General features: G+C 36.8%; 13 protein-coding genes. 5 read left to right on the top strand and 8 right to left on the bottom strand.

Annotated elements, in window-relative coordinates; translation table 11 throughout:
- Positions 1-137 precede the first annotated feature (137 nt).
- Both CDOMF_RS08790 and CDOMF_RS08795 read right to left on the bottom strand, forming a co-directional pair.
- Positions 138-917, bottom strand: coding sequence for an alpha/beta hydrolase (locus tag CDOMF_RS08790; protein WP_169972785.1), 780 nt, complete (start codon positions 915-917; stop codon positions 138-140).
- Positions 918-926: 9 nt separating this feature from the next.
- The gene (locus CDOMF_RS08795) at positions 927-2,870 is read right to left on the bottom strand and encodes a TonB-dependent receptor (protein WP_260951608.1); all 1,944 of its coding nucleotides are present in this window, start codon (positions 2,868-2,870) and stop codon (positions 927-929) included.
- Positions 2,871-2,983: 113 nt separating this feature from the next.
- Between CDOMF_RS08795 and CDOMF_RS08800 the strand changes: the two genes are divergently transcribed.
- The 5 genes from CDOMF_RS08800 (at position 2,984) to CDOMF_RS08820 (ending at position 7,268) form a co-directional block, all read left to right on the top strand.
- The gene (locus CDOMF_RS08800) at positions 2,984-3,907 is read left to right on the top strand and encodes a helix-turn-helix domain-containing protein (RefSeq protein WP_260951609.1); all 924 of its coding nucleotides are present in this window, start codon (positions 2,984-2,986) and stop codon (positions 3,905-3,907) included.
- A 106-nt stretch (positions 3,908-4,013) separates the two neighbouring features.
- Positions 4,014-4,517 carry a Rieske 2Fe-2S domain-containing protein gene (locus tag CDOMF_RS08805; RefSeq protein ID WP_172127386.1) on the top strand — a complete coding sequence of 168 codons (504 nt, stop codon included), beginning with the start codon at positions 4,014-4,016 and terminating at the stop codon, positions 4,515-4,517.
- Positions 4,518-4,526: 9 nt separating this feature from the next.
- The gene (locus CDOMF_RS08810) at positions 4,527-5,792 is read left to right on the top strand and encodes a cytochrome b (protein ID WP_260951610.1); all 1,266 of its coding nucleotides are present in this window, start codon (positions 4,527-4,529) and stop codon (positions 5,790-5,792) included.
- Positions 5,789-6,817 (top strand): c-type cytochrome, encoded by a 1,029-nt coding sequence (locus tag CDOMF_RS08815; protein WP_260951611.1) that lies wholly within the window; start codon positions 5,789-5,791, stop codon positions 6,815-6,817. Before CDOMF_RS08810 ends, CDOMF_RS08815 begins: the two co-directional genes overlap by 4 nt.
- Positions 6,818-6,938: 121 nt before the next feature.
- Positions 6,939-7,268 (top strand): YnfA family protein, encoded by a 330-nt coding sequence (locus CDOMF_RS08820; protein ID WP_260951612.1) that lies wholly within the window; start codon positions 6,939-6,941, stop codon positions 7,266-7,268.
- A 37-nt stretch (positions 7,269-7,305) separates the two neighbouring features.
- Here CDOMF_RS08820 and CDOMF_RS08825 read toward each other — a convergent pair whose 3' ends face one another.
- The 6 genes from CDOMF_RS08825 to fabG all read right to left on the bottom strand — a co-directional run bounded on the left by CDOMF_RS08825 (position 7,306) and on the right by fabG (position 13,623).
- Positions 7,306-8,202: a DUF4198 domain-containing protein gene (locus CDOMF_RS08825; protein WP_260951613.1), complete on the bottom strand. Its 897-nt coding sequence runs from the start codon at positions 8,200-8,202 to the stop codon at positions 7,306-7,308.
- Positions 8,203-8,217: 15 nt separating this feature from the next.
- Entirely contained in the window at positions 8,218-10,197 is a 1,980-nt protein-coding gene (locus CDOMF_RS08830; RefSeq protein WP_260951614.1) for a TonB-dependent receptor plug domain-containing protein, read from the bottom strand.
- 216 nt (positions 10,198-10,413) lie between these two features.
- The gene (accA, locus tag CDOMF_RS08835; RefSeq protein WP_170019239.1) at positions 10,414-11,355 is read right to left on the bottom strand and encodes an acetyl-CoA carboxylase carboxyl transferase subunit alpha; all 942 of its coding nucleotides are present in this window, start codon (positions 11,353-11,355) and stop codon (positions 10,414-10,416) included.
- 1 nt (position 11,356) lies between these two features.
- Positions 11,357-12,568, bottom strand: a complete 1,212-nt coding sequence (locus tag CDOMF_RS08840) for a beta-ketoacyl-ACP synthase II (protein ID WP_260951615.1) — start codon at positions 12,566-12,568, stop codon at positions 11,357-11,359.
- Positions 12,569-12,593: 25 nt separating this feature from the next.
- On the bottom strand, positions 12,594-12,827 hold the full coding sequence (acpP, locus tag CDOMF_RS08845) for an acyl carrier protein (protein ID WP_170019237.1): 234 nt from the start codon (positions 12,825-12,827) through the stop codon (positions 12,594-12,596).
- Between the two features lie 52 nt (positions 12,828-12,879).
- Positions 12,880-13,623 carry a 3-oxoacyl-ACP reductase FabG gene (fabG, locus tag CDOMF_RS08850; protein ID WP_260951616.1) on the bottom strand — a complete coding sequence of 248 codons (744 nt, stop codon included), beginning with the start codon at positions 13,621-13,623 and terminating at the stop codon, positions 12,880-12,882.
- Between the last annotated feature and the right edge of the window lie 167 nt (positions 13,624-13,790).

The following is a 13,790-nucleotide window of genomic DNA, read 5'->3' on the forward strand; positions in this document are numbered from 1 at the left end:
CAATAGCCAAAATAATAATATTTTATTTTTTTGCTTCAATATAAAAATATACTTGATATTTATAGCACTATCGTCTTCGTTTGCATTTTCATCTAATGTAAGATCCGTAATTTCTTTAAAAAACAACATCAAATAAATTAAAATTCGCTTATGATCATATCTATAAACTCAACTATACTCTCAACAGTAAAATGCGGATCATTTTGAACCGATATAAATTTTACATTTTTGATTAAATTTGCAGTTTTTAGCGCAGCTTCATAAGGAACCTCATTATCGGCTATAGAGTGGCGTATAGTTATGGGTTGCTTTACATCTTCTATTCTAAATCCCCAAGGCATCGCTTGAAGCTTTATATCATATCCCATAGCAATATATCTCTCTTTTATAAGCTGTTTTAAATAATCATCTCCGTAGCTTTGTCCATATTTTTGCAGATAAATTTTACCTATGTCTTCTTGAGAATTTTCTCTGGCAAATCTATATAGCTCATTTATCTCATCATAATACTCACCATATCCTTTTAAAACCTCATCATCATATAAAGCCCCAAGCCCACTATATATATAAACCCTATGAGCTTTTTTGGCACTTACAATAGCATTCGCATATGCATGCGGAGCACCTGCAGAGATACCGATAACGCTAAATTTTTTTACTCCGATAGAGCTTAAAAGCTCATCGAACCTCTTTGCAAGCTCAATATAACTACTCTCGTAAAAATAAGAACTACCATCATGCCCGCTTCTGTTAGGGAGTATCATTCTAATCTCCCTATCATTACAAAACCGATTCCACTCATCTTCGTCTATTGGGCTTGTCGCAATCCCATGATGAATAACTATAGCTCTTTTAAATTTACTTCCCAAATCGACATAGCTCATCTCTTTACCGTCTTTAAATTTAAAGATATTCATAGTTTCCCCTTAAAATTTATACTCAAATTTTACACCGACTTCTCGTGGTTCCGACATAAAGGTATATGCTCCGTAGTTCGTATCATGTTTTTTATCAAAAATATTATTTGCATATAGATAAATTCCTATATTTTTACTATCGTAACCTATTTTGGCATCTATCAGCATATATCCTTTGCTTGAATATATATTGTTTTCATCAGAATACATCTTGCTTTGACCCCTTAAATAAGCACCCGCAAAAAATCCTCCGCCTGAATAGTAGTCAACTCCTATTGTATAGGTCCATTCTGGAGCATAATTTACATATTTACCCTTGTAGTCCCCTTTGGCATCTTTAAAAGTTTTATAAACACTCTTTGCATATCCCAAGCTGGCATTAAACTTTAAGCTATCGCTCATAAAGTAATTTCCTTCAAGTTCAAAGCCTTGAGATTTAGCTTTTGCGGCATTTGCAGCATAGGAAAGCAAAGGAGTCACCGCCGTCATCACCTGCTTATCTTTTATATCAGCGTAAAAAACGGCTCCACTTAGATCAAATTTATCCCAAGTCGTTTTAAAACCCCACTCGTAATTGATAAGAGTCTCTTTGTCATACCACATTTTATCAATCGGCGCAGAAAATAGATAGCCACCGGCCTTATACCCCTTGGACACAGATATATAGCTCATAAAATTTTCGTTGATTTTATACTTTAGCCCCAATTTCGGAGAAAATGCATTATAAGTATCCTTTTTATCGTCGGCTAGTAAATGGTGTTTTAATCTAGCCTCGTCCTTATCAAACCTCATACCCAAAATTAACGTCAAGGTAGGTGTAATGTAAAAATCATTATGTGAAAAAAATCCATATCCTTTTGTTTTTGTTTTAGTATCGCTGTAAAGCATAACATCATTAATAATTATGCGTTTTTTTACATCGCTTATAGAGCCTTGGATTCCCGCAAGAAATTTTCCATAATCCTTATCGGCTACAAATCTAAATTCTTGCGAATAATCTTTTTGAAAATGACTTGATCTAACCCCAATCATAGAGGCAGGAGTATTGTCTCCATCATAAATTCTATTATCTTTATAGTTTCTAAAAGTAGATAGAGAGGTAAATTCGTAATCTTTAAATTTATAGCTTAATTTAAGAGAATTTTCATAATTTTTTAAGTTGCCTTTACCTTCAATATTATTAGAAACTTTTCTCAAATCTTTAGCATTTGAAAGATTCATAGCAGGAGCCCCTATTTTACTATTATATAGGCTTTGTATCAAATCTAAATTTAAACTTTCGGTAGGTTTAAATTTAAGATAGAGTTTTGCAAAATTTGTTTTTTCATAATCATCTGTTTTATTTAGATACTCATTGTATACAAAACCATCCTTTCTCCTACTAAAACCGTTCAAGCGAGCTAAAAATTTATCCTCTACTATTGCTCCTCCTGCGCTAAAATTTAGCCCTTTTAGATTATCACTTCCAAGCTTTAAACCAATTTTTGATTCAAGATCGTTCGTAGGCTCTTTAGAAACTATATTTATAGCTCCTGCGTAGGCATTTTTCCCGTAAAGTATACTTTGAGGACCCTTTAAGACCTCAATCCTTTCAATATCCTCCAAAAACAGATTGTTTCCCAATGTTCCCAAATAACTTACACCATCTACATAAAGACCCACATTTAAATTTTGCAAAGCAGTATTTGAAGCTATGCCTCTTATGTTCGGAGAAACTATTCCGCTCGCGTTAAATATCGATAAATTTGAGGTCAAGTTAGTTATATTTTCTAATTTATTTATCTGTCTATCATCCAAATCATTTCCGCTTAAAATTCCCATAGATACAGGAACATCTATGGCTGTTTCATCGGTTTTTTGTGCGGTTATGGTTACCTCGTCAAGCCTTAGACTATCAGCCCCATAGCAACTTACGCAAACGGCAATACTTAGTATTAAACTATTTTTTATCACAATAAACCCTTTAAGTAAAAAAATTATCAAATAGTAGTATAATCATTTTGAGTTTTGGTATCAATAATATTTTTGCACTCAAAGAATTTATTTTTACGATTTTAGGAATTTTTGTGAAAAAAATTAAAGTAGATGAAATTTATCAAAAACTGCATCGTTATGATGGCGGAGACATTGACGAAAAAGAGATGAGGATATCTACAAAAAGAGTCCAAATCAATGATGATATGGATTTTTGGATACAAAAATTTAGTTTTAAAAACGATACTGAAATCATAAACGATCTTTATCCTATTAATGGATTTTTTATAAATTTTACTATTGAAGGAGAGGCTACTTTAAAAACGTTTAATTCAAAAATAAAATATTGCAATAATTTAACCACCATATCAACCGCAAACAATCTACTGGCAGATTTACAAGCCGAACAAGGGAAAAATAATATAAATGCAGGAATTTTTATAAGCAACAACTTTATAAAAAATAATTTTTCAGATATTATAAACCCTTTTGAAAACAAAGTTTTACAACAGTCAAAAACCAATTTATGCTCCCAATTTTACTTAAATCAAATTTTAAATTTAAATAGCGATGATCCCTTAGATAGGCTATTTGTAGAGAGCAAGGTTTTGGAGCTAATACATAATGAATTTATTAACCTTAAGAGATATAAAAAACAAAATAATCATGTCATCTTGAGTGAATTTGACAAAGCAGCAATAATAAAAGCAAAAGAAATTTTAGCATCCAATATCCAAAATCCACCTAGTATAAAAGAGCTTGCAAAAAAGATCAAACTAAATGAATTTAAGTTAAAATTCGGTTTTAAAAAGCTATTTAATCAAACTCCTTATGAATTTTTACATAAAGAAAGGATAAAACACGCTTTTGATTTAGCAAAAAATTCGGAAATGAATATATCGGAAATATCAGCAGCCGTAGGATTTAAAAATCAAGGTTATTTCGCCAAAGCTTTCAAGAAGCACTATAATATTTCGCCAAAAGATATAATGAAAACAAGAGAATATTATTACTAATAAACTATTTAATATAACTTAAAATTTTATATTTTTAGCCAATAAAATGAGATTTTAAACTTTACAAAGATATAATAGCTAAAAATTATTATAAGAAAGGAAACTAATGTCCGTAAAACAAGAAAGACGGAATTTTATCGGATTGGCATTCGGTGCGGTTGCGGCCGTGGGCGGTGCTTTTTCGCTTGTAGCCGTCAAAAAAACTTGGGATCCGCTTCCAAGCGTAAAAGCGGCAGGATTTACGACGGTAGATCTTAGCCCGATGAAAGATGGCGAGATGCGCCAGATCGAGTGGCGTAAAAAGCCTATTTTTATCCTTAAAAAAGATGCAAATATGGCTCCAAACGACAAAAGAGATGTGGTAGTTGGAGACTCAAGATACATAGTGGCTATAGCGCTTTGTACGCATCTTGGTTGTATCCCTGAGTGGAGAGCAAGCAAGCAAGTGTTCATCTGCGCCTGTCACGCGGGAGAATTTAACGTAGACGGTATCAACACCTTCGGTCCTCCTCCAAGACCTCTTGATATACCGCCGTTTAAGATCGACGGGACTAAGCTAGTACTTGGCGAAACAGGACCTGAGTATGAAAAACTTGTAGCTCAGGCATAGGAGGGAAATATGGCACAAATTCGTAAATCAACAGGGATAATCGACTGGCTAGATCAAAGAATGGCAGTCAACAAAATGATGAAAGTGCTTGTTAGCGAGTACTGGATACCAAAAAACATAAATTTCTTATGGGCGATGGGCGTTATCCTAACAACTCTTTTTGTGTTGCTTTTGATAACAGGCTTTTTACTTATGATGTATTACAAGCCTGATATAAATTTAGCCTTTGACAGCGTAAACTACACTATCATGAAAGAGGTTGAGTACGGCTGGCTATGGCGACATATACACGCAGTTGCCGCATCTGTGATCTTTTTGATCATATACATTCACACATTTACCGCGATTTATTACGGTTCATATAAAAAAGGAAGAGAGCTTATCTGGGTAAGCGGCATGTTGCTTTTCATACTATTTTCGGCTGAAGCTTTTAGCGGATATATGCTTCCATGGGGTCAAATGAGCTACTGGGCGGCGATGGTTATCACAAACTTATTTGGCGGAATTCCTGTGATAGGAGATGCGGTAGTTGAGTGGATCAGAGGCGACTATGCGGTTAGCGACTCAACCCTAACACGCTTTTTCATGCTTCACGTATGCTTGCTTCCGCTTGTTTTAATAGCTGTTATCGCACTTCACTTCTATACGCTTAGAATTCCTCACGTAAACAATGAAACAGGCGAGGAAATAGACTTTGACATAGAAGCTGAAAAATATCTAAAAGGCGACAAGGCAAACGCGAAGGTTATACCTTTCTGGCCTGGATTTTTAGCAAAAGACTTCATGTATATCGGATTTTTCATGATCTTTTTCTTCTATCTTGTGTGCTTTCACTTCAACTTCGCGATGGATCCGATCAACTTTGAGCCGGGCAACCCACTAAAAACTCCACCACACATCTATCCTGAGTGGTATTTCTTGTGGCAATATGAAATTTTACGCGGATTTTTCTTTGATATATTTGGCTTTTCTGCTTACAATATCGGTCTTATCGCGTTTGCATTTGCAGGTATCGCGCTATTTTTCATGCCGATATACGATAGAAGCGACGTTGTTGCTCCTGCGCACGAGAGAAAAGGCTTTTTCGTATGGTTCTGGCTACTAGTGATTGATATGATAATTCTTACGATATTTGGAAAGCTTCCTGCAGACGGAGTTACAATGGGAATTTCAAATTCATGGATAGGATTTTACTCAACGATTACATTCTTTATCTTGCTTCTTGTGGTACTACCTATCATAACTACGCTTGAAAAGAAAAGGGGTGGCAAATGAGAGAGCTAAAAATTCTTATAGTTGTTGTTGTTCTATCACTGATAACATACTGGGGCATTGAGCCTTACGCTCACTCGATCATGCATCCTAAGGTAGATCCTGTTAATTACAACTTTGCCGAAGGCGACGTAAAGCAAGCTGAAGTAGTAGTTAGTAAAAGAGAGGCTGATTTAGAGAGCGCAAAAAAGCTTGGAGAATCAGCTAAGATAAAAAATGCGGAAAAAGACCTGCAAGAGGCGAAAGACTCTCTTGAAGAGTATAAAACTTTCTGGGCTGAAATAGGTGCTATAGACTTCAAAAAAGGCAACGCACAAAAAGGTGCAGAGGTGTTTATGAACGCAGGCTGTGCGGGTTGTCACGGACTTGAGGTTGCAGGCATGCCTGCTCCTATGGATAATGCAAGTGCAAGCGAAGCTTATAAGGTAGTTCCGCCTGATCTAAGCACTGCGGGATATCTATATGATGACGCTTTCCTTGCAGCGGTCATAAAAAATCCAAACATAGCGCTAAAACTAAAGCATAAATTTAATGACGAAAATCCTTACCCGATGCCTGCATTTTTCGGAGCGGGCGGTGAAGACATAAACCAAGAACTTGCCGATATGGTAGCTTATCTTAAGTCAGTTGCACCAAAAGAAGTAAGTGATGAGAAAGTATTTGCAGACTCTTGCCAAAGATGTCACGACATGAAATACGAAAAACAATACGTCTTTACAAACCGCGTGAATTTAGCCGAATACATGGGGTCAAACCCACCTGATCTATCTATGATGATACGCTCAAAGGGTGCTGATTATTTGCATAAATTTATCAACGACACACAAAAAATGCTTCCTGGCACAGCTATGCCAAGAGTCGGTCTAAACAAAAAAGCCGAAGAGCAAGTCGTAGCTTATATGCAAAAAGCGGGCGATGAGAAAAAAGCCGAAAGAGAGAGTTTGGGAATTTACATAATGATATACTTCCTAATCTTTGGAATCTTTGGCTGGCTATGGAAACGCAAAGTTTGGAGCGAGCTTCACTAAAATTTAAGAGCCTATTTTTAGGCTCTTTTCTCTCTGTTTTTAACCTCATATCTGATTTCAACTATCAAAATTTAGCTAAATTTCTGATATAATTCGCCCAAATTTTAGACAAAGGCAACCCGTGATAACAAACATCTATCTATTTTTAGCCGCATCGTTTTTTGAAATTTTTGGCTGCTTTTCGTTTTGGCTCTATTTTAGACTTGCCAAATCTCCCGCTTGGCTTGGAGTGGGGCTAATCTCACTCATACTATTTGCTTATATCCTAACCAAAATCGACCTTGAAGCCGCAGGCAGAATTTACGCTATATACGGTGGTATCTACATACTCTCTTCGTTTTTATGGATGGTGTTTGTAGAAAAAGAGATGATGAACAAATTTGACATCATAGGACTAGCCTTTGTGATCTTTGGAGCGGGAATTATATACTTTGGAAACAAACTAGCTTGAGCGCAAATTTTATCGCGCTCAAATTTAGCTTTTAAATTTATCTTTCTTTTACGAAAAATGTTACAGTGGCATTATAGCCTTTTTGTAACGCTTTTCCGACTAGCTCAGGGGCTATTTTTTTATTTATGTCTTTTCTTAGATTTACTACTGCAAGCCATCTACCACTAGAGGTTACACGAAATTTAGTTTTACCATTACTATTTATGTAAGAACCTATAAATCCTGCTCCGCTTTGCTCGCCATGAGCTTTAATTGTGATCGGCATACCGTTTATTTTTTCATTTAAAGGTTCGCCCATAAACAAAACCTCAAACTCTACTTCATCACCTACTTTTAAATTGCTTAAGTCACTAATAGGGATTATTTCAAGATCATGCCCTATTGGTTTTGGTTTTTTCCATTCGCCTACACTTACATAAGCCTTAGCAAAACTTTGAAAATTCAAAGACATTGAAATTTCTTTTGCGCCCTTTATCTCATTTAGATAAATTCTGCCCCATTTTTCTCTACCTTTTTCATCTTTCCAAGTAGAGAATTGAACGTTTCTTGTTGCTGCAGCTACTTGATATACACCTTTTGCTGAAGTATCTGTAAAATAAACTTTATTTGCAAGCATATCTCCGTTAAAAATCAAAGCTTCAGGAAAATCTTTACTAGGTTTTTCTTGATAGATCCTTGTCTCAATACCTTCATTGGCAGCTTTATCAAATTTAAACTCCGTCTTTTTCATATTCGGATCATAAATTTCATATTTCTCTAAACTATTTCCCATAAAGAAATCATCAAAAGGCAAGGCATGACCCCAGCCTATGTTTACACCTATGCTTCCGGGCTTATGCTCCATTGATTCACTTAAATTTATATAAAAATCATGAGCTTTTAAACCAAAAGCCATAGCGCATAATGCTATTACGCTAAAAATCATCTTTTTCATTGTTTTCCCTTAATATCATTTAAAATCATATTTTAGATTAAGACCCGCTCTCCAAACTCGCCCTTCGTTTATCGATGATTCGCCACTAAGGCTATAATAAAGCTTATCGGTTAGGTTTTCAACCTCTACAAATGGAGTTAGGGTAAATCCGCTCATTTCATATCTATAGCTAAGTTTTGCATCAACGATAGTTTTGTTTTGGCTAGGATGTTTTGAGCCACCGCTATATTTCAAATCTAAAGCATTAGTAGCTTGAATTGAAAAATCAAATCCAGCCAAATCTACTATAGTTGCACCGTATTTTAAGCTTCTATCAGGCGTTCCGTATAACCTCTTACCCTCGGCGTTTTTAGTTTTTGAGTTTGAATATGCTAAATTTAGGATCAGCCAATCGGTCGGATAAAATTCACTTGAAATTTCAAATCCTCTTACTTTTGAATTTCCTTCGTTAAAATATAACCATTCATTGTTAGGAAGTAGTATAAGTCTTATTTGGTCTTTATAGTCGGTATTGTAATAACTTACTTCCAGATTTCCCCAATCACTAAGGCGTTGTTTTAATCCTATTTCATAGCCTTTTGCTTTCTCAGGCTTCAAATCAGGATTTCCTCCCAAAAATTTAGGTAGATATCTTTGCGGTGCGCTAGGCGTATTAAACGCTTTACTATATCCTGCCCAAAGCGTAGTATAATCATAGTCGGTACCTGCAAAAGGGAATATAGAGATACCAAAATTTGGGCTGGTAGCTTTCATCTTTTTACCTGCAGTATCATAGCTATCGTGACGAATTCCGGCCACAAAAAGAGCGTAAGGGATAGGCTTATACTCTATTTGAGCAAAAGGAGAGATATTTTTCTCGCTTTTATCAAAATCCATACTAGGGCTTGGTTTTTCAAATTCATAATTTCTTGCATTCATATCGACTTTTTTATACTGCAAACCGACTATGTTTCTGAGCTTTTCGTCTTCTAGCCAATTTATTGTGCCTTTGATTTCGCCTTGTAATACTTTTTCTTTATAAATAGCATTGACCTGTTTTGCAAAAAAATCTTCGGGTTTTGTATTGGAGCCGTAAGTCATATCAAAAGTTCGCTTTATTAATCCTAAATTGGAATATAGAGAAAACATTTCACTAAATTTACCCTCATAGGTTAAAAATCCGCTCTTGGTATCATATATATTGTTGTAGATATTGCTCCAATCGTTTTGATCATAATATGAGCCATACCAGCCTTGTGTCTTGTCGCTTTTGTCTTTTGTAAAATCAAAGCTTATCTCATGGCTATCGGCAAAAGCATAATCAACACGTGCAAATATATTTTTTTGATCTTTTTCGGTATGAGGAATAGTGCCTTTTGGAGTTTTGTATTTATCTTGTTTAGATGAAGCTATATCAAGAAAGTAAGTGAGCGAATCCCCCCCCCCATTAAAATTGGTGCCTCCACCAAGGCTAAGATTTGCACCAAATTGTTTTCCTGTGCCTGCAAAGACTCCAGTTTCTATGAAAGGATTATTAGCATCGCCTTTTTTTCTGATAATATTTACAACACCTGAGGTTGCTTTAGCACCGTGAATTGCTGCTTGAGGACCTTTTAATACCTCAATTCGCTCAATTGAGTTCATAGACACAGAAGGATTATTTGCTATGCCCGAAAAAAAATTCATATCTCTACCATTACTTAGAACAGATGGGGTTTTACCGCGAATATATAAACTTTCTGCCATTCCTCCGCCCATAGGCTCAACTCCTGCCATATGTTTTATTGCCTTATAGGCATCTGTTGCGGAGGCTTTTGCCTTAATATCATCACTGGTGGTTATACCCACATTAGCCGGAACTTCTTCAACCTTTATCGGCGTTTTAGTAGCCGTTACCGTAACTTCATCCAATGCTACTTTAGCAGGTTTTGTGTCTGCTTCTGCGGCATTAACTTGCAAAACAACAGCAGCGGTTAGAATAGAAAAAGTAAAAGCTTTTTCAAACGAATTCTTCATATAATCCTCCTTTAATAAAAATATTTCAATAACAATAATCATTGATATTCAAACTATACTAAAAATTCCTTTAAAAATCATTAATATACTATTTAATCAAATACTCTCTAAATAGATTTTTGTATTTTAAAGAGATATGTGTTTAATTTAATTAGTTAAGTGCAAATAAGTATTTTCGAAGTAAATAAAAATTTAAAGAGCAAGATATAATCAAGCTTACTTGCCCTCTTGGAAAGCTCCGACAGATAAAATTTTATTCATTCTAGCGCTTAAAATTTGCTCCATACTTTGATCTTCAAGCTTAGCAAGCTCATCTGTAAAATATGTCGCAAGTGCTTTTACGGCACTTTCTTTATCTCTATGAGCGCCGTTTATAGGCTCTTCGATAACGTCATCTATCAAATTTAGGCTCTTTAGATCATCGGCAGTTATCTTCATAGCCTTAGTAGCTTGCTCTTGCTTGCTTGGATCATTCCAAAGTATAGCGGCACAACCCTCAGGAGATATAACAGAAAATACCGAGTTTCTCATCATAGCAAGCTTATCAGCCACTCCTATCGCAAGCGCTCCGCCACTTCCACCTTCGCCGATCACAACGGCTATCATAGGAGTTTTTAAATTTGCAAATTCAAAGAGGTTTCTAGCTATAGCTTCGCTCTGTCCGCGCTCTTCTGCCGCAATTCCAGGATACGCACCCGGAGTGTCTATCAAAAATAGTATCGGCAAGCCAAATTTCTCGGCAAGCTTTGCCACACGAAGAGCTTTTCTATACCCTTCAGGATGAGGCATACCAAAATTTCTTTTTAGCTTGTTTTTGGTGCCGCGACCCTTTTGCTCGCCTATAACGACTACTTTTTTTGAGCCGATATAGCCTATATAGCAAACTATAGCATGATCATCGCGAAATGCCCTATCACCGTGAATTTCGTAATAATCAGTCATCATCCCGCGCACATAGTCTATCGCATACGGGCGATCAGGATGACGAGCAAGGCTTAGCCTTTGATACTCGTTTAAATTTTTGTAAATTTTAGCAGTCTCTTTTTCTAGATTTTTATTTAAAATTTCAACAGCATGCTCATCACCGCGAATTTTAGCATTCGCTATATCATCATCTATCTGCTTAATACTCTTTTCAAAATCTAAATAACTAGCCATTTTAATCCATTTTTTTAAATACTACCGAACCGTTAGTTCCGCCAAAGCCAAACGAGTTACTCATGATAGCTTTAAGCTCGGCTTTTCTAGCGACATTTGGCACATAGTCCAAGTCGCACTCAGGATCTTTTGTTGTGTGATTTATAGTTGGAGGTATGATTCCATCACGCAAAGCCATGATAGAGATTACCGCTTCTATGGCTCCTGCGGCTCCTAAGCAGTGTCCGGTTTGACCCTTTGTAGAGCTCACAGGCGGGCAGTTGCTGCCAAATAGCTCTTTTAACGCTGCTGTTTCATTTCTATCGTTCGTTGGAGTTGAAGTTCCGTGAGCGTTGATGTAGTCGATCTTAACATCTCCTGCCATTTTAAGAGCTTTTTTCATAGCGTTTAGCGGTCCTTCAAGAGTCGGAGCTGTGATATGATAAGCATCTCCACTCTCGCCAAAGCCTACTATCTCGGCATAAATTTTAGCTCCTCTTGCCTTGGCGCTTTCAAATTCCTCAAGTACCAAAGCACCGCTTCCTTCACCCATGACAAAGCCATCACGATCAGCGTCAAACGGACGAGAAGCTTTCTCAGGCTCATCGTTTCTGGTTGAAAGTGCCTTCATGGCGGCAAATCCGCCTACACCGACACCACATATTGTTGATTCTGCACCTACGACAAGCATTTTTTCGGCTTCGCCTATCATTATCGTCTTAGCAGCTTCACATATCGCATGCGTAGAAGCCGCACAAGCAGTAACGCTTGAAATGTTTGGTCCTCTAAGTCCATGCTCGATAGAGATTATACCGCCAAGCATATTTACTAGCGCAGAAGGGATAAAAAACGGAGATATTTTTTTAGGACCTTTTTCGAGCAGTATATTTGAGTTTTTCTCGATATTTGGCAGTCCGCCGATACCGGCAGCCGAGCTTATGCCAAATTCGCTAGCGTCAAATTCGCCGAAATTTGCGTCCTGCATAGCTTCGCGAGCTGCTTTGATACCAAGTTGTATAAACCTATCGACTTTCTTAACCTCTTTTCCGTCCATTACGGTTAGAGGATCAAAGTCGGTAATTTCAGCGGCGATTTGAACAGGATATTCAGAAACATCAAAAGACGTTATCTTCTTTACTCCGCTCTTGCCCTCGCAGATAGCTTTAAAAGAGCTCTCTTTATCGAGTCCAAGAGCATTTATCATACCGATTCCGGTGACTACAACTCTTCTCAATATATCTCCTTAGTTTAAAAAAGAATTATTTATTTAGCTTCTCTATGTAAGTTACAACGTCATTTATGCTAATTAGTTTTTCAGCTTCACTGTCTGGAATTTCAACTTCAAATTTCTCTTCTAAAGCCATAACAAGCTCAACAACGTCAAGTGAATCAGCGCCTAGATCTTCGATAATCTTTGAATCAGGCTTAACAGCCTCAGGGCTTACGCTAAGTTGCTCAACAACAACATCTCTAACATCATCAAAAACTGCCATTTCAGGTCTCCTTATAAAAAATGTTTCAGATTTTAATATATTTTTGCTTAAACTACATATAAAGTCCGCCGTTAACCTTAAGCACATCGCCTGTCACATAACTTGCGTGATCGCTTAGTAAAAACGCGATAGTTTCGGCTACTTCGCTTGCATCTCCAAGGCGTTTTAGCGGGATGTTATTTATATAGTTTTGCTTGATTTCCTCGCTTAAAACCTCAGTCATATCTGTTTGTATAAAGCCCGGAGTTACGCAGTTAAAGCGCACGTTTCTACTCGCTCCTTCTTTGGCAAGGCTCTTTGTCATCGCTATCATGCCGCCTTTACTGGCTGAATAATTAACCTGCCCTGCATTTCCCATCTCGCCTACTATGGAAGCTACGTTTACAACGGCTCCAAAGCGCTTTTTACTCATCACTTTTAAAGCCTCTCTTGAGCCGATGAAGGCAGATGTCAAATTTGCATTTAGAACGTTTATAAACTCGTCTGTTTTCATGCGAAGTGCGAGCTTGTCGTTTGTGATACCTGCGTTATTTACGAGATAACTTAGCTCGCCATCGGTATCAACAATCAAATTTATGCCTTTTATGAACTCATCTTCGTCGGTGGCGTCAAATTTTATCACCGCGGCAGCTCCGCCGTTAGATACGATTTCAGCTTGCAAAGCATCTGCTATCTCAGGCTTTGAGCGGTAGTTTATCCATACTTTTAGTCCCATATTTGCAAGCGTTTTAGCTATCTGCGCACCTATGCCGCGGCTTGCACCGGTAATTAGAACATTTTTTCCACTAAATTTCATATATTGCCTTTCTTGGCTTATCTTTTTCCGCTTACTCTGCACTAAATTTTTAAATTTACACAGTTGCGTATCAGACATACGATCGTGTCGCAAATTTAAAATTAGCTTTGATTAAGCAAAAAGTATTAGCCTCTGTTTATAAATTTAAGATTTGGACAATTTTAGCA

The sequence above is a fragment of the Campylobacter sp. RM16187 genome (genome assembly GCF_025319965.1).
GTDB lineage: Bacteria > Campylobacterota > Campylobacteria > Campylobacterales > Campylobacteraceae > Campylobacter_A.

What these genes read in the sequence shown, in the direction of transcription:
- acpP (WP_170019237.1), bottom strand. Translation starts at nt 12,827, where the DNA reads ATGGCAGTTTTTGATGATGTTAGAGATGTTGTTGTTGAGCAACTTAGC.
- CDOMF_RS08830 (WP_260951614.1), bottom strand. Translation starts at nt 10,197, where the DNA reads ATGAAGAATTCGTTTGAAAAAGCTTTTACTTTTTCTATTCTAACCGCT.
- accA (WP_170019239.1), bottom strand. Translation starts at nt 11,355, where the DNA reads ATGGCTAGTTATTTAGATTTTGAAAAGAGTATTAAGCAGATAGATGAT.
- CDOMF_RS08790 (WP_169972785.1), bottom strand. Translation starts at nt 917, where the DNA reads ATGAATATCTTTAAATTTAAAGACGGTAAAGAGATGAGCTATGTCGAT.
- CDOMF_RS08805 (WP_172127386.1), top strand. Translation starts at nt 4,014, where the DNA reads ATGTCCGTAAAACAAGAAAGACGGAATTTTATCGGATTGGCATTCGGT.
- CDOMF_RS08810 (WP_260951610.1), top strand. Translation starts at nt 4,527, where the DNA reads ATGGCACAAATTCGTAAATCAACAGGGATAATCGACTGGCTAGATCAA.
- CDOMF_RS08825 (WP_260951613.1), bottom strand. Translation starts at nt 8,202, where the DNA reads ATGAAAAAGATGATTTTTAGCGTAATAGCATTATGCGCTATGGCTTTT.
- fabG (WP_260951616.1), bottom strand. Translation starts at nt 13,623, where the DNA reads ATGAAATTTAGTGGAAAAAATGTTCTAATTACCGGTGCAAGCCGCGGC.
- CDOMF_RS08815 (WP_260951611.1), top strand. Translation starts at nt 5,789, where the DNA reads ATGAGAGAGCTAAAAATTCTTATAGTTGTTGTTGTTCTATCACTGATA.